Origin of the sequence: Chryseobacterium sp. (assembly GCF_029240215.1) — a bacterium.
Lineage (GTDB): Bacteria > Bacteroidota > Bacteroidia > Flavobacteriales > Weeksellaceae > Chryseobacterium.
In genome coordinates, this window is record NZ_JARBTK010000003.1 from 455514 (window position 1) to 479287 (window position 23774).

Annotated in this window: 18 protein-coding genes; 14 read left to right on the top strand and 4 right to left on the bottom strand. The window is 33.8% G+C overall.

Going from position 1 to position 23774, the window contains the following annotated elements; translation table 11 throughout:
• Window positions 1-25 precede the first annotated feature (25 nt).
• From K0R77_RS09260 to K0R77_RS09270, 3 genes are all read left to right on the top strand, one after another.
• Entirely contained in the window at window positions 26-379 is a 354-nt protein-coding gene (locus K0R77_RS09260; protein WP_300351521.1) for an MmcQ/YjbR family DNA-binding protein, read from the top strand.
• Between the two features lie 226 nt (window positions 380-605).
• Window positions 606-836, top strand: coding sequence for a hypothetical protein (locus K0R77_RS09265; protein ID WP_300351524.1), 231 nt, complete (start codon window positions 606-608; stop codon window positions 834-836).
• A gap of 62 nt (window positions 837-898) precedes the next feature.
• On the top strand, window positions 899-1750 hold the full coding sequence (locus K0R77_RS09270; protein WP_300351527.1) for a GLPGLI family protein: 852 nt from the start codon (window positions 899-901) through the stop codon (window positions 1748-1750).
• Here K0R77_RS09270 and K0R77_RS09275 read toward each other — a convergent pair.
• On the bottom strand, window positions 1747-2667 hold the full coding sequence (locus K0R77_RS09275; RefSeq protein ID WP_300351529.1) for a bifunctional riboflavin kinase/FAD synthetase: 921 nt from the start codon (window positions 2665-2667) through the stop codon (window positions 1747-1749). The genes K0R77_RS09270 and K0R77_RS09275 overlap by 4 nt on opposite strands.
• Window positions 2668-2875: 208 nt before the next feature.
• Here K0R77_RS09275 and atpD point away from each other — a divergent pair, with 208 nt between their 5' ends.
• The 3 genes from atpD (at window position 2876) to K0R77_RS09290 (ending at window position 5657) form a co-directional block, all read left to right on the top strand.
• A complete protein-coding gene (gene atpD / locus K0R77_RS09280; RefSeq protein ID WP_300351734.1) occupies window positions 2876-4384 on the top strand; it encodes a F0F1 ATP synthase subunit beta in 1509 nt (502 codons plus the stop codon).
• 82 nt (window positions 4385-4466) lie between these two features.
• Window positions 4467-4748 (top strand): F0F1 ATP synthase subunit epsilon, encoded by a 282-nt coding sequence (locus K0R77_RS09285; RefSeq protein WP_300351532.1) that lies wholly within the window; start codon window positions 4467-4469, stop codon window positions 4746-4748.
• Between the two features lie 78 nt (window positions 4749-4826).
• The gene (locus tag K0R77_RS09290) at window positions 4827-5657 is read left to right on the top strand and encodes a hypothetical protein (RefSeq protein ID WP_300351534.1); all 831 of its coding nucleotides are present in this window, start codon (window positions 4827-4829) and stop codon (window positions 5655-5657) included.
• A gap of 198 nt (window positions 5658-5855) precedes the next feature.
• Here the strand turns inward: K0R77_RS09290 and K0R77_RS09295 are convergent, their stop codons facing one another.
• From K0R77_RS09295 to K0R77_RS09305, 3 genes are all read right to left on the bottom strand, one after another.
• Window positions 5856-8048, bottom strand: coding sequence for a radical SAM protein (locus K0R77_RS09295; RefSeq protein ID WP_300351537.1), 2193 nt, complete (start codon window positions 8046-8048; stop codon window positions 5856-5858).
• 191 nt (window positions 8049-8239) lie between these two features.
• The gene (locus K0R77_RS09300) at window positions 8240-9502 is read right to left on the bottom strand and encodes a pyridoxal phosphate-dependent aminotransferase family protein (protein WP_300351539.1); all 1263 of its coding nucleotides are present in this window, start codon (window positions 9500-9502) and stop codon (window positions 8240-8242) included.
• A 74-nt stretch (window positions 9503-9576) separates the two neighbouring features.
• Window positions 9577-10614, bottom strand: a complete 1038-nt coding sequence (locus K0R77_RS09305) for a PLP-dependent cysteine synthase family protein (RefSeq protein WP_162089074.1) — start codon at window positions 10612-10614, stop codon at window positions 9577-9579.
• A 224-nt stretch (window positions 10615-10838) separates the two neighbouring features.
• On the opposite strand from K0R77_RS09305, the gene K0R77_RS09310 reads away from it, so the two are divergent.
• The 8 genes from K0R77_RS09310 to K0R77_RS09345 all read left to right on the top strand — a co-directional run bounded on the left by K0R77_RS09310 (window position 10839) and on the right by K0R77_RS09345 (window position 23714).
• Window positions 10839-14324: a DUF2723 domain-containing protein gene (locus K0R77_RS09310; protein ID WP_300351544.1), complete on the top strand. Its 3486-nt coding sequence runs from the start codon at window positions 10839-10841 to the stop codon at window positions 14322-14324.
• A 98-nt stretch (window positions 14325-14422) separates the two neighbouring features.
• The gene (locus K0R77_RS09315) at window positions 14423-15913 is read left to right on the top strand and encodes a hypothetical protein (protein ID WP_300351547.1); all 1491 of its coding nucleotides are present in this window, start codon (window positions 14423-14425) and stop codon (window positions 15911-15913) included.
• Between the two features lie 140 nt (window positions 15914-16053).
• The gene (locus K0R77_RS09320) at window positions 16054-16587 is read left to right on the top strand and encodes a DUF1697 domain-containing protein (protein WP_300351549.1); all 534 of its coding nucleotides are present in this window, start codon (window positions 16054-16056) and stop codon (window positions 16585-16587) included.
• A 104-nt stretch (window positions 16588-16691) separates the two neighbouring features.
• Window positions 16692-17501, top strand: a complete 810-nt coding sequence (gene kdsA, locus K0R77_RS09325) for a 3-deoxy-8-phosphooctulonate synthase (RefSeq protein ID WP_300351552.1) — start codon at window positions 16692-16694, stop codon at window positions 17499-17501.
• A 42-nt stretch (window positions 17502-17543) separates the two neighbouring features.
• On the top strand, window positions 17544-19748 hold the full coding sequence (locus tag K0R77_RS09330) for a TonB-dependent siderophore receptor (protein ID WP_300351555.1): 2205 nt from the start codon (window positions 17544-17546) through the stop codon (window positions 19746-19748).
• 133 nt (window positions 19749-19881) lie between these two features.
• Window positions 19882-20259, top strand: coding sequence for a hypothetical protein (locus tag K0R77_RS09335; RefSeq protein ID WP_300351558.1), 378 nt, complete (start codon window positions 19882-19884; stop codon window positions 20257-20259).
• Window positions 20260-20356: 97 nt separating this feature from the next.
• Window positions 20357-20830, top strand: a complete 474-nt coding sequence (locus K0R77_RS09340; RefSeq protein ID WP_300351561.1) for a DUF3347 domain-containing protein — start codon at window positions 20357-20359, stop codon at window positions 20828-20830.
• 100 nt (window positions 20831-20930) lie between these two features.
• A complete protein-coding gene (locus K0R77_RS09345) occupies window positions 20931-23714 on the top strand; it encodes a multicopper oxidase domain-containing protein (RefSeq protein WP_300351564.1) in 2784 nt (927 codons plus the stop codon).
• The last annotated feature ends 60 nt before the right edge of the window (window positions 23715-23774 follow it).

Consider the following 23774-nt stretch of genomic DNA (forward strand, 5'->3'; position numbering starts at 1 on the left):
ACATATTATCAATTACTCATACTAAATGGATGCCAACCAAATTTTAGATTATTGCCTTTCAAAAAAAGGCGTTACAGAAAGTTTTCCTTTTGATCAGGAAACACTTGTGATGAAAGTCGGAACAAAAATGTTTCTCTTAATGTCATTAGAAAAACAACCCCTAGTAATCAATGTAAAAACCGATCCTGAATGGAGCGCCGAACTTCGAGAACAATACCCACAAATTAAAGGTGCTTTTCATATGAATAAGACACATTGGAATTCGGTAGCAGTCGACGGTTTAAGAAGAGAACTTATCTTAAAAATGATCGATCAGTCTTATGATCTGGTGTTTAAATCTTTAACGAAGAAAGCGAAAGAGGAAATTGAAAATTCTTAAATTAATTTTTAGTTAATATAATCTGATTATTTTTATTTATTTGTGACTTTTATTTAAATATAACTATCATATAATTAGTTACTTAACATAATAAATTTATCAATAAAAATTACTGAAAGCCATTGTAAATATTACTTTTTTATTTTTTTTCTTTGAAGCGTTAAAACCCAAATGCGCAAAAAAGTTTAAACACAAATTTATTATTTAATTAAAAAATTTATTTACAATGAAAAATTTATTTACAATGAAAAATTTTAAAAAATTATCTCGAAATGAACTTAAAACAGTAACAGCAGGTCAAGTTTGGATAGCAGAAACTAAATGTGGTTTTACTGCTACGACTACTCAAGATTGGACTTCACAGCAAGCAACTGCATGGATGCTAGAAATCGAAAAAAATTACTGTAAAAAACCTACTTATTCAGGTAATGATATTGCCCATTTAGCAATTAACTAATATAAATTTCAGCACTTATAGTATATTTAGACTATAAGTGCAATTTTATAATTTTATCTCTTATGTATTCCCCTAAAAAACTATTTCAAATATTAATACTATTTTACAGTGTTTTATCTTTTGCTCAATCGTATAAAAAGGATACTTTGCGTGGTGAGTTTATTTATCTTGTAAAAGCAAAATTCGATAAACGAACTGACAATAGAGACGAAGAATTTTTTTCGTTACAAATAGCTGATAATCGTGCATTTTTTGCGAGTAGCGTATCGCTGAAAGGTGATTCGGTAATGGCGGTTTCTGGAACAATGACAAATAATCCCGATGGTAGTATAACTCTTGGCTGGAAAAAAGGAGTTGAAATTCCGAAATCACATTTTAATTTTACTATTATACAATCAAATGAAAATATACAATTTTTTGACTATGCTGGAATGTCGTTACTCACCTATAAAGAGCCTGTAATAAAGAATTGGAAACTTATAAATGAAATAAAAGTCATCAATACTATTAAATGTAAAAAAGCAGAAGTTACTTTTAAAGGGAGAAACTGGATTGCTTGGTATTCCCCAGAAATTCCATTTCCTTATGGTCCAATGAAATTCAGCGGATTACCTGGATTAATTATTAAAATAACAGATGATAAAGGTGAGTTTGATTTTGAATTGGTAAAATCTGTATCTGATTCTAATTTAAAAGGGAAATTAGTAAACATCAGAAAAAGTAGATATATCGAAGCTATCGAAACAACACAATCGAAATTGAAACAAGCAAAAAGAAATGCTGATGCTAATGCAGCCGGTGTAATGGCAAGTTATGGAACAACGATTATAAAAGGACAGGAAATTTTAAGGGAAAGAGAAAAAAGAAGAGAAGAAAATGAGAAATACGCAAATCCGCTAGAATTAGAAAACTAAAAATTAAAATTCTCAGTTAGCCTTTTATCCTCATCCAGTCTTTCAATCAATTTTTCCAAACCTTCAAACTTAATTTCCTCATGTAGGAAATCTCTGAATTTCACTGTGATATTTTCATCATAAATATCTTCGTTAAAATCAAGAATATAAACTTCAACAGTTAATTTTTCACCGTTCACGGTAGGATTTGTTCCGACGCTCAACATTCCTTTGTATTGTTGATTATTTATAAAAACTTCAACAATATAGGCACCTTTTTTGGGTAAAAGTTTAATCGATTCTGTATCAATATTCGCAGTTGGATAACCAATCGTTCTTCCTAATTTCTTTCCATGGACAACCATTCCGGAAACAGAGTAGGAGTAACCCAACATTTCGTTGGCATCTTTTATATTTCCTGCTAAAAGAGCATTTCTCACTTTCGTAGAACTGATATTATTTTCATGAATATTGATAGCTTCCATTTGTTCGACTTCAAAATCTAGTTCTTTTGATAGTTTTTGGAGCAATTCAAAATTTCCGCTTTTATTTTTTCCGAATGAATGGTCGTAGCCGATGATTAAATATTTTACGTTTAATTTTGCAATTAAAATCTGACGTACAAATTCTTCTCCTGTAAGATTTCTGAACTCATCATCAAATTCTTTTACAAATAAATTATTGATGTTATATTTTTCCATCAAAAATTTCTTTTCCTCAATCGTATTGAGAAGCTTTAAATCTTCAATCGGATTAAAAACAAACCTCGGATGTGGCCAGAAAGTAAGAATTGCCGTTTCTAAATCGTTTTCAGAACCCACCTTTTTCAACTCGTCAATAATATACTTATGACCAAGATGTACGCCGTCAAACATACCTAAAGACAATGCCAAAGGCTTTTTTGAGTGATAATCATTAAAATTTCTGAAGATATTCAAAACGGAAAAATTTTGACAGCAAATATAAGTATAATGTAACAATGTATCGATATAACAATTTACCAATGTTTTTTAGCCGCAAAATGATAGGTAAATTGCTACATTGTTATATTGCTAAATTGTTTAAAAAAGCATGATAAAAATCTTTTTTTTAGCAATTGCAGGTTTGTCAAGATTCATTATATTTGCACCAAGAAAAAATTTAGCAATGGCAAACCAAATTAAAGGAAAAATTTCTCAAATTATTGGTCCTGTAATCGATGTAGTTTTTAATAATGTGGAAGCAATTCCCAGTATTTATGATGCGTTGGAGATTACTAAAGGAAACGGTGAAAAAGTAGTCTTAGAAGTAGAGCAACATATTGGTGAAGATACAGTAAGATGTATCGCAATGGATGCTACAGACGGTCTTCAAAGAGGGCAGGAAGTTATAGGATATGGTAATCCTATCATGATGCCAATCGGTGAAGCTGTAAACGGAAGACTATTCAACGTTGTTGGGGATGCTATCGACGGACTTCAAAATATTTCTAAGGAAGGTGGTCTTCCTATTCACAGACCAGCTCCGAAATTTGATCAACTTTCAACTTCTGCAGAAGTTTTATTTACAGGTATTAAAGTAATCGACTTAGTTGAGCCTTACGCAAAAGGAGGTAAAATTGGATTGTTCGGTGGTGCAGGTGTAGGTAAAACAGTATTGATTCAGGAGTTGATTAATAATATTGCAAAAGGGCACGGTGGTCTTTCTGTTTTTGCCGGAGTAGGTGAAAGAACGAGAGAAGGAAATGACCTTTTGAGAGAAATGCTGGAATCTGGTATTATTAAATACGGTGATGACTTCATGCACTCTATGGAAAACGGAGGTTGGGATCTTTCTAAAGTTGACCTTGAGGTGATGAAAGAATCCAAAGCTGCTTTCGTTTTCGGACAAATGAATGAGCCGCCAGGAGCAAGGGCTAGAGTAGCACTTTCTGGTCTTACATTAGCTGAGTACTACAGAGATGGTGGAGAAAGCGGACAAGGTAGAGACGTATTGTTCTTCGTAGACAACATCTTCCGTTTTACACAAGCTGGTTCTGAGGTATCTGCACTTCTTGGTCGTATGCCTTCTGCGGTAGGTTACCAACCAACATTGGCATCTGAAATGGGTGCTATGCAGGAAAGAATTACTTCTACTAAAAATGGTTCAATTACTTCAGTACAGGCGGTTTACGTACCTGCAGATGATTTAACTGACCCGGCTCCTGCAACAACTTTTGCTCACTTAGATGCAACAACTGTATTAGATAGAAAAATTGCTTCATTAGGTATTTATCCTGCTGTAGATCCATTGGCTTCAACGTCAAGAATCTTAGCTCCGGAAATCATCGGTGAAGAACATTATAACTGTGCTCAAAGAGTAAAAGAAATTCTTCAGAGATACAAAGCTCTTCAGGATATCATCGCAATTTTAGGTATGGAAGAACTTTCTGAAGAAGATAAATCAGTAGTTTACCGTGCAAGAAAAGTTCAGAGATTCTTATCTCAGCCTTTCCACGTAGCTGAACAGTTTACAGGTATTCCGGGATCATTGGTAGATATCAAAGATACTATCAAAGGATTTAATATGATTATGGATGGTGAGTTGGATCACTTACCGGAAGCTGCTTTCAACCTGAAAGGAACTATCGAAGAAGCTATCGAGGCAGGACAAAAAATGTTAGCGGACAACGCTTAATTAGAAATATAGAATAAAGAAAAAAGAGTAAAGACATTTCTCACTCTTTTTTCTTTTCTCTTTACTCTTTAATCTGAGAAAAATGAATATAAAAATTTTAACACCAGAATACGTAGTTTTTGAAGGAGAAGTAAACTCTGTATTGTTGCCTGGAAAAAATGGTGAATTCCACATCATGAAAAGCCACGCAGGAATCGTTTCTTCATTAGTTGGCGGTAAAGTAAAATTGTATACAAATTCTATCAACGAATCTTACGCAAAACACTTTACGAAAGAAAACGAAAAAGACTCTGTTTTTTCTTATCCTATAAAAAGCGGTGTAATAGAATTTAATCATGATAAAGGAATTATCCTTTGCGAATAATTAAATGAGAAGCTAAATATATTTTCAAGAAAGTGTAACTTTGTTACACTTTTTTTATGCCTTGTAAAAATTTGATTTATGCAAAAAAGTTTAATCATGTTCTTTACAGTTCTGAGTTTTATTTTCAATGCTCAGATCATCAAAACAAAGAGAGGAATTGTAAGTCTCGACGGAACTCATGTAGCAAAAATTTCTAATAAATCTAACGAATATACTTTTATGGATTTAAAGGAAACCCCGATTTTCACTGTTGAATTTGTTGATAAAAGTGTTGTAGATTCAGTACGAGACAGTTATGTGAAAATTAACCGTGTTTATAATCGTGAGAAAACTTTAGATGTAGATTACATATCGCCATCTGCATTTTCGGGTGATGAAAAATCGGCAGTCTATACCTGTATAAAAGGTTTGAAAATCATTGATGAAAGAGGAATCAACATCAAAAATTTAGATGAGCTTTTTACAAATATGCCAAAACGAAAACTCGATAATAAAACAAAAGAAGCTTATACGATCCGAACAAAAATTGATAAACTAAATCTTGAAGTCAATAGCGTAGGAGAAATTTTGAGCAATGGTGTTCCGGTAGGATATTTTACTAATTTACCGGTAAGTTTTGGTTCGGATGATAGAATTACTGACAAAACATTTGTTGACATTGAAATTTATGATGCTAAAAGCAAATACATTGGAAAATATATTACGACGACAAAACAGATTAAAACTGCTGGAGGAAAAACTTTCACTCTTTATAGGGAAATGTCCGGAAGAGCATCTATTTTAAAATTCCCAACTTATAAAGCAATCGCAGAAAGAATGGCAATTTTAGACCCGAACTTTATTAAAATTAAAGAAAAAGTAATTGTGGGTGATGTGGTAAAAGATGGAGTCGAAAAAGATAAAAAGTAAATTTTCTGAAAACTAAATAAAATTCAATTGGCTTTAGCCCAAACCTATAAAAAATTCCGAAATTATTTTTCAGGATTTATTTATATTTGTGACACTTAGTTTGTCATTCCGTAGGAATCTCAACAAAGGTTTGATGAAATTGGAGTCTAGATTCCTACGGAATGACAAACATTATTTTTAATTTTAAAAACTAAAAAATCACAAACTCAAAATCACCCCATTTTCTTTCAACTGCTGCATCTGTTTTGAAAACCAGAATAATTCAAAATCTTCAAAATTATTTTCAAAATCATTTTTCAACTGCTGTAAAGTAATTCGTTTCGGATTTTCAAAAGTATTTTCCTGCAAAACTTTGATCAGCCATTCTCCTTTTTCCTGTTCAAAATCTACAGAAATAATATTTGTTTTTAAATGGAGCGTAATTCTCTTGTACGCCCAAGAGTTTTGTTTTTTTGTTTTTATGTAATTCTCAGCGATTACGTTTTTCTCCAGAAAAACAATTTTTGAATTTCCTTTAAATTTAAAATCTTCTTCTTCTAAAAGACAATCATGAATATAATCAGAATGAATCGTTGTTTTTGGAATTTTAAAATCAAACCAGTTTTGCAACGGCAATTCAAAATTAATTCCGTGCATATAATTGAACAAAGATTTTTTTAAACCAAAACTAAATTTGCTGTGATCGATTCCTGTTTTATCTGTAAAATCAATATCGTTGTTGGCGAATAAAATTTCCTGTTTGATTGGGGTCACTCCAAATTCCTCAGGATTCAATCCGACAGGTGAATGAGCCGTCATCGCAAATTGGTGCCAAAATGCACTTTGCAAAATTCCCATTTCAAAAAGCTGACGAACCATTTCCAGAGAATCCACCGTTTCCTGAATCGTCTGAGTCGGGTAGCCGTACATCAGATACGCATGAATCATCACTCCGGCTTCCGTAAAATTTCTTGTGACTTGTGCAACCTGTTCAACAGAAATTCCTTTATCGATTAATTTTAGCAATCGGTCACTAGCAACTTCAAGTCCGCCAGAAACAGCAACACAACCAGAAAGTTTTAGTAGAAAACACAAATCTTTGGTGAAACTTTTTTCAAATCTGATGTTTGTCCACCAGGTTACGACAAGATTTCTTTGCAAAATTTCCAAAGCAACTTCCCGCATCAAAGCCGGTGGAGCCGCTTCATCCACAAAATGAAATCCGGTTTCGCCAGTTGTTGCGATCAATTCTTCCATTCTGTCAACCAGAATTTTGGCTGAAATGGGTTCGTAAATTTTTATATAATCTAATGAAATATCACAGAAAGTACATTTTCCCCAATAGCAACCGTGTGCCATTGTCAGCTTATTCCACCTTCCGTCACTCCACAAACTGTGCATCGGATTGGCAATTTCAATGACCGAAATATATTGATCTAATTGTAAATCAGTGTAATCTGGAGTTCCGACTTGTGCCTGTTTGTAATCGTGCTTTGTGGAATTGTTTTTGTAGACAACTTCTTCGTTTTCAAGTAAAAAAGTTCGTTTGGCTTCGACAGGCTCAGCCAACGGATTGGTTATAGTTTTATAAAGTAATTCAAGAGGAACTTCTCCGTCATCTAAAGTGATAAAATCAAAAAACTCAAAAACTCTTTTGTCTTTAACTTCTCTCAATTCGGTATTTGGAAAACCTCCACCCATTGCAATTTTAATATGTGGATAATTTTCCTTGATAAATTTCGCAGATCGAAAAGCAGAATATAAATTTCCGGGAAATGGAACGGAAAAACAGACCAATTTAGGATGAACTAATTCCAGTTTTTCGTGAAGAATCTTTAAGGTAATGTCATCAATAAAAGTTTGATTTGAATTTAATTTTAAATATAATTCGTCAAAAGAATTGGCAGATTTTCCTAATCTTTCGGCATATCTGCTGAAACCAAAATCAGAATCAATATGTTCAACTATATAATCAGATAGATCTTCTAAATATAAAGTAGCCAGATGTTTAGCTTTATCTTGTAAACCCATATTTCCAAAAGCAAATTCCATATCATCTAGCTGATTGAAACGGGAAGCTTCAGGTAAAAAATTCATCGAACAAATCTGTCTCGCTAAAGTTGGGTTTCTATTTTGTAAAAAAAGAATAACCTGATCGATGGTTTTAATATACTCATCTTGTAAAGCAAAAATTCTCTGTGAGTTTTCAGATGTATTTTTTAAATCAATTTCTTTCGCAAAAATTTTTTGAATTCCTTCTTTTGAGAATAATTCCAAAATCACCTCAATCCCCAAATCGATCTGATAGCTGGATATATTTTTGGTATTTAGAAAACCTTTGATATAAGCTGTCGCCGGATAAGGAGTATTGAGTTGCGTGAAAGGTGGAGTGATGAGAAGGAGATCTTTCAAAAGTAATTTTTTGCAAATTTATTGTAAATCTTTAAGAATCTGCTTAGATTTTCGAAAAGTTTTGTCGCCACGAATGCACGAATTTTTTTACCGTTCTAAAAAAAATATTTGTGTATTCGTGGCAAAAAAAGAAACAAAAAAACCGCTAGAAAATTCTAACGGTTCTTATTATATTTAATTGAAAATCAAAATTACATTTGTTTGTATTCGATGTTCATTTGTTTTTCCATTTCTGCGTAAGTTCCAGATTCTAATTTTTCTTTGATGCCTTCAAAAGCAGCCAAAGTTTCATTAATTTCTGAGTCTGTATGAGAAGCGGTAGGAATTAATCTCAACAAAATCATTCCTTTTGGAATTACTGGGTATACTACAACTGAGGTAAATACTCCGTAATTTTCTCTTAAATCTTTAGCCAAAAGTGTTGCTTCGATAGTAGTTCCCTGAATGAAAACCGGTGTTACACAAGTATTGGTGTTTCCAAGGTTGAAACCTCTTTCTTTTAATCCGTTTTGAAGTTTGTAAACATTTTCCCATAATTTAGCTTTAATTTCGGGACGTGTTCTCAAAAGCTCTAGTCTCTTTAAGCCTCCTATTACCATTGGCATTGTTAAAGATTTAGCAAAAATCTGAGAACGAAGATTGTATTTTAAAAATCTGATAATCGTTTCATCTCCAGAAAGAAATGCTCCGAAACCAGCCATAGATTTAGCAAAAGTTGAGAAGTAAACATCAATCTGATCCTGACATCCTTGCTCTTCACCAGCTCCGGCTCCGGTTTTACCCAAAGTTCCGAAACCGTGTGCATCATCAACCAAAAGCCTGAAATTGAATTTAGATTTTAAATCACAAATTTCTTTCAGTTTTCCTTGCATTCCTCGCATTCCGAAAACACCTTCAGTAATCACTAAGATTCCACCGCCGTTTTCTTCGGCAACTTTGGTTGCTCGTGCTAAATTTTTCTCTAAACTCTCAATATCATTATGTTTGAAAGTAAAACTTTTTCCCATATGAAGACGAACTCCATCAACGATACAAGCGTGAGAATCTGCATCATAAACAATCACGTCATGTCTAGTCACCAATGCATCGATACAAGAAACCATTCCCTGGTAACCGAAATTTAAAAGATAAGCAGCATCTTTTTGAGTAAATTCTGCCAATTCTTTTTCCAGTTGCTGATGCTGTTGAGTTTCTCCGGACATTGCTCTTGCGCCCATCGGATAAAACATTCCAAATTCTGCGGCAGCTTTCGCATCTGCTTCCAAAACTTCCGGGTGATTACACAATCCTAAATAATCATTAGCACTCCAGAAAATTACATCTTTACCCTGAAATTTCATTCTCGGACCAATCGGACCTTCCAATTTTGGGAATACAAAATATCCTTCTGCGTAATCTGCAAACTGACCAAGTGGTCCCGGATTTTGTTTTATTCTTTCAAAAATATCTACCATTGTATGAGTATGTTTTATGTAAAAAAGCCTTTTGTGATTTACGAAAAGGCTTGATTTGTATTTATTAATTCTTATTATTTGATGAATTCTGTTTTGAAAACTTCATCGTAATTGTGGAAACAGTTATTAATGAATCCTTGTTCTTCCATCCATTTGTCACTGTACACTTTTGTAATATATCGAGAGCCGTGATCAGGATAAATCATCACAACGAAATCATTTTCAGTCAGTTCATGAGATTGTGCATATTGAATCAATCCCTGAGTAACAGCTCCTGTGGTGTAACCTCCCATGATGGCTTCTTTTAAAGCAATCTCACGAGTTCTGTACGCAGACATTTCGTCGTTTACTCTTACAAATTCATCCACTTTATCAAAAAGAAGAGCAGAAGGAATTAAATTTTTCCCCATACCTTCGATCTGGTAAGGATGAACGTCTTCTTTATGAATTTCTCCGGTTTCGTGGTAACTTTTCAAAATAGATCCGTCAGCGTCTACACCGATGATTTTGATATTTGGATTTTTTTCTTTTAAGAATTTCGCAGAACCGGATAATGTTCCGCCAGTTCCTGTACATGCAAAAAGGTGAGTAATTTTCCCTTCGGTTTGTTCCCAAATTTCGGGGCCAGTGGTCTGATAATGCGCATCAACATTCAATTCATTAAAATATTGATTGATATAAACAGAATTAGGGGTTTCGGCAGCAATTCTTTTTGCTACCTCATAATATGATCTCGGGTCATTCGCAGGTACATTCGCAGGACATATATATACTGTAGCACCAAGAGCTTTAAGATAAGCTATCTTTTCAGCTTTTGTTTTATCACTTACTGCTAAAATACATTTGTACCCTTTAATGATACAAACCATAGCAAGTGAAAAACCCGTATTTCCGGAAGTCGTTTCTACAACTACAGAATCTTCCTTTAATAAACCTTTTTTCTCAGCGTTTTCAATAATATGAAGTGCGATTCTATCTTTTGTGGAATGTCCAGGATTATATGATTCTAACTTGGCATAAACTTTTGCAGGAATCTCTTTAGTTACCGTATTTAGTTTTACCAAAGGGGTGTTCCCAATCAAGCCAAGAATATTATCGTAAACATTACTCATTATTTGTTATTTTTCAAATAAAAATCTGACCGCAAAAATACAAAAAAATAAATAATTTTTAAACTTTTCAGAAATTATAAGTGTTGAAAGTAGAATTATCTGTTTTTAAGCTTCCCATTACAGCCCCGAAACATTCGCAAAAAGCAAGCCAATCTTTTAAATTTTGTTAAAATCAACATAAAATGAAGTAAAAACCTTATTTTCGCAATAATTGATTTTATACTATGAAAAACTGGACTTTTAGGCAATGGAACACCCTTCTCGGATGGGTGATTTTCGTCATTGCATTTTTCACGTACTTGTCAACGATAGAACCCAACTTCAGTTTTTGGGATTGCGGTGAGTACATTTCTTCAGCCGTAAAATTAGAAGTAACACACGCACCGGGAGCAGCTTTGTTCCAGATTGTGGGCGCAGTTGCTGCTATTTTTGCTTTTGGAAAAGGTGAAAATTATTCTGTTGTAATTAATGCTATGTCTGCATTATTCAGCGCATTTACGATTCTGTTTTTGTTCTGGACGATTACCCATTTTGTAAGAAGACTTCTGAACAAAGATTTTGAGGAAGTTACCAAACATCAGGAAATTGCTATTCTTTTTGCCGGAGTGATTGGTTCTCTCTGTTTTACTTGGTCAGATACTTTCTGGTTTTCGGCGGTAGAAGGAGAGGTTTACTCTATGGCTTCGTTATTTATTGCTATTCTGGTTTGGCTGATCACGAAGTGGGAGAACGAATATAAAGAATCTGACAATGAGCGCTGGATTATTCTGATTTTCTTTATTGTGGGACTTTCTGTGGGGGTTCACATGATGTGTATGTTGGCAATTCCGGCAGTTTGCTTAGTATATTATGCAAGAAATTATGAGTTTACCTGGAAAAATTTTCTTTGGGCAAATCTTATTACATTAGGAATACTAATTATTGTTTTCAAAATTATTTTCCCTGTAATCATGTCATTATTCGGAAAGCTTGAAATATTCTTTGTAAATGGGGTAGGTCTTCCTTTCCACTCAGGAACGATTGCAGGTTTCGTTATTTTGGTTACGATATGTTACTTCATTCTAAAATATGCGAGACAGGCAAAGAAAAATATTTATCAGACGATCGCTTTGTCGGTGGTTTATATGATGATTGGTTTCTCTTGTTGGATGGTAATTCCGATCAGAGCAAATGCTAATCCGCCAATGAACTTAAATGATCCCGATACTGCTATTGGTATGCTTGATTATTATAACAGAGAGCAATATGGTGACTGGCCAACAATTTACGGACAAAATTACACCGCTTTTCTGGATAACAGCGGAATCGAAAAAAATGAAGACGGAAGTTTTAAAACAAACAAAACGGGCGAGATTTACGAAAAAGATGAGAAACTAGGAACGTACAGAAAAACAGGTGACCGTTTCAATTATGTTTTTAATCCGGCGCATGTAAGTTTGATGCCAAGAATGTTTAGTGAAGATAAAGATGTGATGGCTAATTACATTTCGATGTATGGAGCACCCGATTTTCAGTTTAATTATGCTAACGAAAACATTGCAGACGATCCGCAGGCTAAAGAAATTTTTGAAGAATTAAGAGGGAAATATGAAGACGGAAGTATAACTGCAGCAGATTATTTGAAGGTAAAACCTTATGAAGTTATTACCGTTCAGAGACCATCATTTGCTCAGAATATGGATTATTTTATCACGTTCCAAAACGGATACTATTTTATAAGATATCTATTGTGGAACTTTGCAGGAAGACAAAATGATCTTGAAGGAAACAGTGAAAACACAAGAGGGAACTGGATTTCAGGGATTCCTGCTATTGACAATACTTTATTGGGAAGTCAGGATGCAATGCCAGCAAAATTCAAAAATGAAAGCACTGTAGCATTCTTATTTTTACCCTTATTATTAGGAATTATTGGATGTTACTTCCAGTTTATGAGAGATTTTGGAAGATTTTATGCGCTTCTTTCCTTATTTATATTAACAAGTGTTGGAATTGTTTTCTACACAGGAATGAAGCCTTTTGAGCCAAGAGAAAGAGATTACGCAGTAGTTGGTTCCTTCTACGCCTTTGCGATTTGGATAGGTCTCGGAGCCGGAGCGATTCTCTGGTATTTGCAGTCAAAAGTAAAATCGAATGCTGCCAATATCGGTTTTGGAGTTGTTTTGTTAGGAATTCCTTTGATGATGGGCTTCCAGAATTATAATGTTCATGACAGAAGCGGAAGATATACAGCTTATGATTATTCATATTCAATGTTAAAATCTTTACCTAAAGAAGACATTCTTTTTGTATATGGTGACAACGATACTTATCCGGTTTGGGCAATGCAGGAAACCGAAAGATTCCGGGATGATGTGAAAGTGGTGAACTTTACCCTTCTTTCAACTCCTTGGAATATTGATCAGGTAAAGAGAAAAACCTACAATGCCAATCCGATCCCAAGTCAATTGACGCATGAAGATTACAGAGACGGTGTGAACGATCAGATCTATCTGATGAAAAAAGAAGATTGGCAGGGAGTTTTGAGCAATCTGAAAGAATCTGGTGCACCCGAACAAATGCTTAAACCATTTGAAAAATATCTTGTTCAGGATTCTATGACTTTAAAAGAAGCAGTAAATTTCCTTAAAATAAAATCTCCTGAAAAAGATGAAGTTTTAAAAATGATTTTCGGTGAAGCACGTTATGAGAAATATAATTTCTTACCTGTAAACAAATTTATTTTGCCTGTAAATAAACAAAATGCAGTAAAATCAGGAATCATCAATCCTTCTGATGTTCCAAATGCGGTTGATCAGATCATGATTACTTACAAGTCGGGGACATTATATAAAAATAACCTGATGATGTTTGATATTTTGGCAAATTTTGACTGGAAACGTCCGATCAACTTCTCTTCAGGAGGAGTTTATGACAGTGAAAATATTTTCTTCTTGGATGAATATCTTCAGTTTGACGGTTTCAGCTACAGATTGGTTCCTATTAAAACACCGAGAAGCAGCGATGGTGAAATGGGTAGAGTAGATGCTAATTCCTTATATAATGTAGTTAAAAATTTCAAATGGGGGAACTTCAAAGATCTGAACGTTCATTTTGATGAAACAGCTACATCAAATATTGTAAGCTACAGAAGTTCAGCAAGTAGAGCAGCGGCAGCTTTAGCATTATCAGGACAAAAAGGAAAAGCATTAGAAATCCTTGATTTGGCGGCCAAAGAAATTCCAGCAGAAAAATATAACGATCCACGTTCTTTGAGCTCAATGGTTTACGGATATATCGTTGCCGGTCAGGAGCAAAAAGCATTAAAGCTGGCTGAGATTCTTAAGAAAGGAATTTTTGAGGAATATGATTATTATTTAACTTTAAGCAAAGCTGATCAGAGATTTGTAAGAAGACAGATGGGATCAAAACCAATGGAATATTCTCTTGTAGTTTCCTCAGTTACAGATGCTTACAAAAAGATCGGTCAAAATGAGAAAGCATATGCTTATCTGGTGAAATCTATTGAGCCAATTGATAAGAAATTTAATGTTTTCATCAAAGATCTTCAGCAGATGGGCAAAGAAAAGGCAATGAAAGAATCTGAAAATGTACAGAGAATTACGCCTTTCTATCAGTATTTATTTGATGTGATGGAACCTTTTGATTCTACCTATTCGAAAGAAAAAGAAGATCAGATTACCAATTCAATCATTAAAGCAACACAGTAAATTTTATTTTCAAATACTTTAAAACGGGACTTCGGTTCCGTTTTTTTATGTTGATATTCAAGAATAATAGGATTATATTTGTACCTCAAAAAAACGCAATGGCCGAGAACAAAAACAAGAATCTACCATTATATGCTGTAATATTTGCAATAATTGCAAAACTTTATTTTCTTCTGACGCATCACATTCAGGAAGATGCTTTCATCACTTGGCGTGTTGCCCAGAATTTATTGGATTACGGAGTGATTGGTTTCAACGGTGATACCAAAATTTCAGCTTCTACAACGCATCTGTATGTTTTCGTTTCTTATTTTTTCAATTTAATTTTTGGGAAAGAAAACTTTATCGAACCTCTTTTGATTTTAAACACCATTCTTTTCACGATTGGAAGTTTATTTCTGTCTCATTTATTATTAAAAAACCCGTGGCATAAAGCAATTTTCATCTTTCTGTTCGGACTATTACCGCCTTCCATCAAAATTTCAATACTCGGAATGGAGTATGGGATTCTGTTTTTTCTCGAAATGGCTTTGCTTTATTATGGCTTTAAAAAAGAGAAAAAGTGGGCATTGATTGTGCTTCCTATTTTGATTTTATTTACAAGAATTGATACCGTTATTTTCTTAGGGATCGTATTCTTGGTCGATGTTTTCTGGAATAAAAAAATAAAATGGTTCTATGTTTTAGGTGGGATTTTAGGTGTTTCCGCAGCAGTTGCTTTCAATTGGTTTTACTTTGGTGAATTGGTAAATAATACGATTGTTGCTAAAAAATTGGCTTATGACAGAGTGTATACTTTAAGTCAGGATTTTGAATATTTCAGATTAAATTATGGTAACTTTTGGGGAATGCTGAAACTTCCCGGAGACTTCAATCCGATTACAATTCTTATTGCAGTTTTTGAATTGCTGTGCTTTATATTCCTGATCAGACAAAGAGAAAAAAGAAATTATTTCCTTTGGATTATTTTCCTATTTGCATGGATAAAACAAATCATTTTTCTTTCACAGAAAAGTCTTTTTGACTGGTATTACTGGGTTCCGCAAATTTTACTTTTCGTTCCGGTTTTGATATTTGTTATAGAACAAAAAGTAAAAAGAAACTGGTGGCTTTCAGCATTAATTATTTTTTATATTGTACCGATGTTGGCTTTCCAAACCATACATTCTATAGCAACCGGAAACGGAGAATGGAATTACAGACGATCAATCGGAATATTTCTAAATAATTACGAGAAAGACAAAAAACAATGGATTTTGCTCGAACCAGCTGGTTATATTCCTTATTTTTCGGGTTTAAAAGCAATCGATGAAGTTGGATTGGTTGACAAGCAAATTCAGGAAGAAATCAAAAAAGATAAACCCAATTATTGGCTAAATACCGTTAAAAAAAGAAAACCAAAATATCTCTTATCTTACAACAGTTTATTTGAAGGAAAAGACGGTCTTTACTACAAAACTCATTACAAATTGTTGAATGAATTCAGAATAAAAAATCATTTACAAAGCGATAATAAAATTCTGGAGAAAATCTATAAGCTTAAACCTTCCGGAACTGATTATAATTTGTATGAAAAGATTAAAGATTAAAGATTAAAGATTAAAGATTAAAGATTAAAGATTAAAGATTAAAGATTAAAGATTAAAGATTAAAGATTAAAGATTAAATTTTACTCTAAAACTCTAAAACTCTAAAACTCTAAAACTCTAAAGCTCTAAACTCTAAAACTATGAAATACTGTGCTTTCCTCCGCGGCGTGAACGTAAAAGGAACCAATATGAAAATGGCGGAAGTCTGCGAAGTTTTCAAAAATGCAGGAATGAAGCATGTTGTTTCGGTTCTGGCTTCCGGTAATATTATTTTTTCGTCTGATAAAAATTTTGAAGAATTAAAAACAATTCTTGAAAAAGCGATGTCTGAACATTTCAGTTATGAGGCTTTTTTATTTGTAAAATCTCAGGAAGAAATTGACAGTTTTTGGAATTCAAATCCGTTTGAGAAAAACGAAGACTTACATATTTATACTTTCGTTGGTCATAATGAAGTTGAAAATGTTTTAATGAAAGAATTTGAAAATGCTTCAAAAACAGAAAATGAAGACGGAAAGATTGTCAATAATATTTTTTACTGGCAAGTTCCGAAAGGAAATACTTTAGATTCTAGATTCGGGAAAATTTTAGGTAAGAAAAGTCTGAAAGATCAGTTTACAAGCAGGAATATCAATACTTTTGAGAAGATTTTGAGGAAAATAAATTCTCAGTAATCTCAAAACAAAGTGATTAAAACTGATTATAAAAACCTGAAATAAATAATTTCCAATTCTGAAACTTTATAAGTATTTTTACTGAACTTTTTAATTTAAATAAAATGATTCAGTATCTAGACAACATACAACACAAAGATTCAAAAAACTTTTTCTTAATTGCAGGACCATGCATCATCGAAGGTGAAGATATGGCTTTGAGAATTGCTGAGAAAGTAACTGAACTGACCAATAAGTACAACATTCCTTATATTTTTAAAGGGAGTTTCAAAAAGGCCAACAGAAGCCGAGTAGACTCTTTCACAACAATTGGCGAAGAAAAATCTTTGGAAATTCTTAAAAAAGTTGGAGAAACTTTCAATATTCCGACCACGACAGATATCCACGAAAACGAACATGCAGCTTTGGCTGCTCAATATGTTGATGTATTGCAGATTCCGGCATTTTTGGTTCGTCAAACAGATTTATTAATTGCTGCTGCAAAAACAGGAAAATGCGTTTCATTAAAGAAAGGACAGTTTCTTTCTCCGGAATCGATGAAATTTGCTGTACAGAAAGTGACAGATTCTGGTAATGAAAAAGTTGCAATCATTGAAAGAGGAAATTCTTTCGGATATACCGATTTGATCGTTGATTACAGAGGAATTCCTACGATGAGAGCATATGCTCCGGTAATTTTGGATGTGACTCATTCTTTACAACAGCCAAATCAAAGCTCGGGAGTTACAGGAGGAAGACCAGATCTTATAGAAACGGTTGCTAAAGCCGGAATTGCAGTTGGCGCAGACGGAATTTTCATTGAAACTCATCCTACACCTGAAACCGCTTTATCTGATGGTGCAAACATGCTTCGACTGGATTTATTAGAAGATTTATTACAAAAACTAACAAGAGTTAGAGAATCCATTTTGTAATTGTTAAAAAATCATTAATTTTAGAATTCTAAATAATTTCTTTTGAAAAAACTAGTTTTACCACTGAGCCTCATGGTTCCGATGTTAGTATTCTCCCAAACAAAAAAGAGAGATACGACAAGAACAACAGATATTCAGGAAGTCGTTTTCCAGAAAAAAGTAGTTGGAAGTACGAATGACATTACAACAGTAAAAATATCTGCCAAAGATGCTCAGAATGTTGCAAGCATTTCCGGAGGTATCGAAGGAATTATTAAAACTTTACCTTCTGTAAATTCCAATACTGAATTGTCTTCGCAATACATGGTGCGTGGTGGAAACTATGACGAAAACCTTATTTATATCAATGATATTGAAATCTACAGACCTTTTCTGATCAGAAATTCTCAGCAGGAAGGTTTAAGTATCATCAATCCGGATATGGTTTCTACAGTGAATTTTTCTGCAGGAGGTTTTGAACCGAGATATGGTGATAAAATGTCTTCGGCATTAAATATTTATTATCGTGAACCGGAAAAATTTGAACTTTCCGGCGAAGCAAGTTTGATTGGAGGAAGACTGACAACAGGTTTAGCTTCTAAAAATAATAAACTGACCGCTTTATTTTCAGGAAGATACAGAAATACCAATCTGGTTTTGAATACGCTGAATGAAGATACAGATTTTAACCCGAAATACTTTGATTTTCAGACTTATCTGAATTATCATGTGAGTGATAAATTTACGATGTCATTTATTGGTTATTATTCAAAGAATGACTACGAAATGTTTCCTAAAGAACGATCTGTAGATTTTGGATCTTTACAAAGACCAATTAATCTTTCCGTTTTTTATAATGGTAAAGAAAACGATCAGTATAAAAACATGATGGGAACGTTCTCGATGAATTACAAGCCGTCTGATAAATGGAGATTTACTTTAGACAGTTTTGCGTATCAAAACAGAGAAAGAGAATATTATACGATCGCTTCAAGTTATATTTTACAGACTTTTGATCCGATCACAGGAAATCCTGTTACGTCTTATGATGTTGGCGGACAAATAGAACATGCACGAAATGATCTTTTTGTAAGAACATACGGAACGCAGTTCAGAACCCGTTTTTCACCAAATGTCAATACAGATATTGAGGTTGGATTTAAATTTGAAAAAGAAAACCTTAGTGATTTAACGAATGAATGGAAATTGGTTGACTCTTCAGGATACAGCATACCGCACCCTGTTGATGATCCTAGATTTCCTGATGCTTCAGAGTTGGATCTTTTTTACAGCATTGCAGGAAATAATAAAATTGAGCCGACAAGACTTTCTGCATATGCTCAATATTCTCAGAAATTTTTCTGGAACTCGAGTAAAATTTTTGTAAATGCAGGAGCGAGGGTAGCTCACTGGAGTTTTAATGATGAAACGATATTTTCACCAAGAGCTCAGTTTGCCATTAAGCCGGATTGGGATACCGATATGTTGTTCAGAGTTTCGGGAGGAATTTATTATCAGGCGCCTTTTTATAAAGAAATCAAAGATTTAAACGGAAATTTCAATCCAAATATAAAATCTCAGCGATCCATTCAGGCAATTGTTGCCAATGATTATGAATTTGAATTTGACGACCGCCCATTTAAGCTTACAACAGAATTGTATTATAAGAAAATGGATAATCTGATTCCATATTATATGGATAATGTGAGAATCCGTTATTCAGGAAAGAATAATGCTTCAGGATATGCTTACGGAATTGATACAAGATTATTTGGTGAATTTGTTCCTGGTGTAGATTCTTGGTTATCTGCAAGTTATGCAAGAATTTTTGAAAATATAGATGGGAGAGGAGATATTCCAAGACCGACTGATCAACGTTTCAGATTTGCAATGTTTTATCAGGATTATATGCCAAGATTTCCACAAATGCGTGTGAATCTTACTTTAACTTATGCGATGGGGTTACCAAACGGAGCGCCTGTTTTCACAGATCCTTATCAGTATCAGAAAACTCTGCCTTCTTACAAGAGAGTAGATTTAGGTCTTTCTTATGCATTTGTAGATGCTAAAGAAAAAAAACAGACTTATGGTTTCTTGAGTAATTTTGATGAATTAACATTAGGAGTTCAGGTCTTCAATGCATTTAATATTAACAACACAGTTTCTAACCAATGGATTACTGATGCAAATACAAATTTGATGTATCCGGTTCCTGTACGTTTGACGGGAAGGTTCTTTAATGTAAAACTTGAATTTAAGATTAAATAAAAATTTAAATTTTATCAAAAATATACAATGACTCCTGAAATTTTCAGGAGTTTTTTTTATCCTTAATTTTATAACAATATCCCTCAATTTTGTAACAATCATTCAACGGATATTTTTACCTTTGTTTCAGCTTATGAAAAAGATTCTTGCCATACTATTTTCTATTTTCTACTTCGGTTTTTCTTCCGGAGCAGTTTTTAGCATGCATTATTGTATGAAAGAATTGGTTTCAGTGACTCAAAAATCTGATGATACCTGTAGCAAATGCGGAACTAAAGAAAAAAGAGACTGCTGCAAAACTGAAATAAAATTGGTGAAAGTTGATGATTCTCAAAAATCAGATTTCTTGAAAATTGATTTTCTGCCAACTATTTCAGAAATTCAAAATCATCAGTTTATCTTCACAGACAGATCTTTTTCAGCTACAAAATTCACTCAAATTCAGATCAATGCTCCGCCGGAAAACCGGTCGGTTCCTATCTTTATTAATCATTGTAATTTTAGAATTTAAAATTTGTTAGTCGTTTGATATTCATATCATAATGAACGACATACTTTGTCGCATCATGCGTTTTTCAAATTATTATTCAATCTAAAATTTTCAAACAATGAAAAAATATATCATTACAGCCCTATTTTCTTTATTTGCAATTATTTCTGTTTCTGCTCAGCTAAAATCTGACGCTCAGGTAACGAAGCTTTACCAAAACTATATCACCATCAAAGATGCGTTGGCTTCAGATAATGCCGATAAAACCTCTAAAGCCGCAACAGAGTTTATTAAAACGGCTTCAGCTATCGATTACAAAGTTCTTTCTGAAGGAAATGTAAGTGTTTTGAAAAAAGATGCTACGGCGATTTCAAATGCCAGAGATATTGCGGCTCAAAGAGAGAGTTTCTTTAATCTTTCAGACAACATGATTGCTTTGGCTAAGCAATATAAAGTTTCAGCAAATCCGGTTTTTGTTCAGTATTGCCCGATGGCAGACGGAAGCTGGCTCAGCAACGAGAAAAAAATTATCAATCCTTATTACGGCAGCTCTATGCTTTCTTGTGGTTCTGTAAAATCAGAGATTAAATAAATATTGTATTTATTTGTAAAATAATCAGTTGAATATATTTAATTAAAATCTACTTTAATATTGTGGATTAATGTTCAGCTATAAAGAATTTTGAAATATTATGAAAAAAATAATAATGTTTCTGATGCTTTTGTTCTCTGTTTTCAGTTTTGCACAATCTGTTAGGACGTATTACACTTGTCCGATGGATAAGGATGTTGTTTCATCAAAACCCGGTGACTGTCCTAAATGCGGAATGACTTTGGTAAAAAAAACCGTTGTCATAAAACCTAAAATTGTAGAAAAACCATCAGTAAAAAATATACCGAAAGCAACAGCAAAATCAGAAATAAAAACCAAGGCTAAAGCTAAGGTGGAGAAAAAAGTTGAAGTTAAAAAAGTAAGCAGTGGTAAGAAATCCAAAGAGATTAATAAAACACTTAGAGCTAAACCTATTTTAAATTCAAAAACTCAAACTAAACCTCAGTCTCAGCCTCAACTTAAAAAAAGCTATACTTGTCCGATGCATTCTGAAGTAGTTTCCGACAACCCCGGAAAATGCCCAAAATGCGGAATGGATTTAGTGGAAGTTGAAAATAATGCTCAGTCTGAGCCTGAATCTAAAGCTAAAAACTCTGTTTTAAAAAGAAATTCCGAAAATGGAAAAGTATCTTTTGGAGGAAAAACAGTTCGATATGATTTGTATGTAAAAGATACGATTGTCAATTTCACAGGAGAAAACCGCAGAGCAATCGCCGTAAATGGAAAATTGCAGGCTCCAACCTTATATTTTACAGAAGGAGACACCGCAGAGATTTATCTTCATAATATGTTGAAAGAAAATACAGGTTTCCATTGGCATGGTGTTATTTTACCAAATGAGCATGACGGTGTTCCTTACCTTACAACAAAACCTGTGGAGCCCGGAGAAACTCATTTATATAAATTCAGAGTTTCCCAGAAGGGAACGTATTGGTATCATTCTCATGAAGGTTTGCAGGAGCAAATTGGGATGAACGGAATTCTTGTTTTCAATAAAAGAGAAGATGAGCCTAAAACGGAATATACAAAAGAAATTCCGGTGCTTTTAGGTGAATGGAGTGATGAAAATCCGATACAGATTGCAAGAAGACTTCATATGGCAAATACCGATTGGTATGCGATTAAAAAAAATGCAGTCCAGAGTTATTGGGAAGCAATAAAATCCGGAAACTTCGGAACAAAAGCTCTTAACGAGTGGAAAAGAATGGAAGCTATGGATGTAAGCGATGTTTATTATGATAAATTTCTGATCAACGGTCTTCCAAGTTCTGAATATTCTGATTTGAAAGAGGGAGATAAAGTACGTTTGAGAGTCGCTAATGGAGGATCTTCTACTTATTTTTGGCTGAATTTCGGAGGTGGAAAAATAAAGGTAGTAGGAAATGACGGAAATGATGTCGTCCCTGTAGAAGTCGATCGCCTGATTGTTGGTGTTTCGGAAACGTATGATATTGAAGTGACGATTCCAGAAAACAAAAGTTTTGAATTTCGGGCAACTTCAGAAGACAGAATTGGCCATGCGTCACTGTGGTTAGGTTTAGGTGAAAAAATCGAAGCTCCGAATTTACCGAGACTAAAGCTTTTTGAAGGGATGAAAATGATGAATGGCATGATGAAGATGAGCGGAAATATGAAACCGATGAACATGGTCATGGGAAATCAGATGATGGACATGAATGAGGTAATGTATCCTGAACTTTCTGAAAGTCAGCGAAAAATGACGATGAAGCACATGAATGAAATGATGGGAATCAAAGAAAAGAAATCAGAAAAAGAAGATGAACATTCTCAACATTCGGGAATGGAAGAAGAGAAACCCATCAAAAGATTATCTTACAATATTTTAAAATCTCCCGAAAAAACTATTCTCCCCACAGAAAATGTTCGCGAAATGAAATTTACGCTGGAAGGAAATATGAATCATTATCTCTGGACTTTAGATAATAAAACGGTTACAGAAACAGATAAGATTTTAGTAAAAAAAGGAGAGGTGTTGCGAATTACTTTGTATAACAATTCGATGATGCGGCATCCGATGCATTTACATGGTCACGATTTTAGGTTGATCAACTCGAAAGGAGAATATTCACCGCTAAAAAATGTTGTAGATATTATGCCGATGGAAACCAATACGATTGAATTTGCAGCCAATCAGGATGGCGACTGGTTTTTTCACTGTCATATTCTGTATCACATGATGGCAGGAATGGGAAGGATTTTCAGTTACGAAGACTCAAAACCTAATCCGCAACTTCCCAACAGAAAATTAGCCTGGAAAAACTTTTTAAAAGACAACAGAATGATCAGCTCTATGGCAATGGTTGATCTTCACAGCAATAAAATGCATGCAGAAACGATGACAATGTTCGGACCGAGATGGGCAAATCTGAATGAGTTTCATTCGAATTGGGAGTTTGATCATTTTGATGGAAATTTTAAAGTAGGTCGTTTTTTAGGAAAATTCCAATGGGCAATTCCTTATGCAGGTTTGAGAATTCAAAAAAATCATGAAATCATGGAGCGAAAAATGGCTGAAGAAATGGGAGAAGATTTTCATGGAAAGAAAACCTGGTTCGGACAGCAAAAAGCTTCGAAAAATAAAGCTGCCTTTATCATTGGTGCACAATATATTTTGCCGATGCTGATCACAGCTGATGCAAGTGTTGATCAAAATGGGAAAGTATTGTTGGAATTAAGTCGGGAAGATATTCCGATTTCCAGAAGATTGAGAGGGAATTTCAGTGTCAATTCTGATGGAGAATTTACCTCGGGATTACGATATATTTTACAAAAATGGTTATCCGTTTCCGGAAATTACGATAACGAAATGGGATGGGGAGGCGGAATCACGCTTACCTACTAAATCCAAAGGCTGCTTTAATTGTTAAGCAGCCTTTGTTTATTTATCTGTTTAGAAACTTTT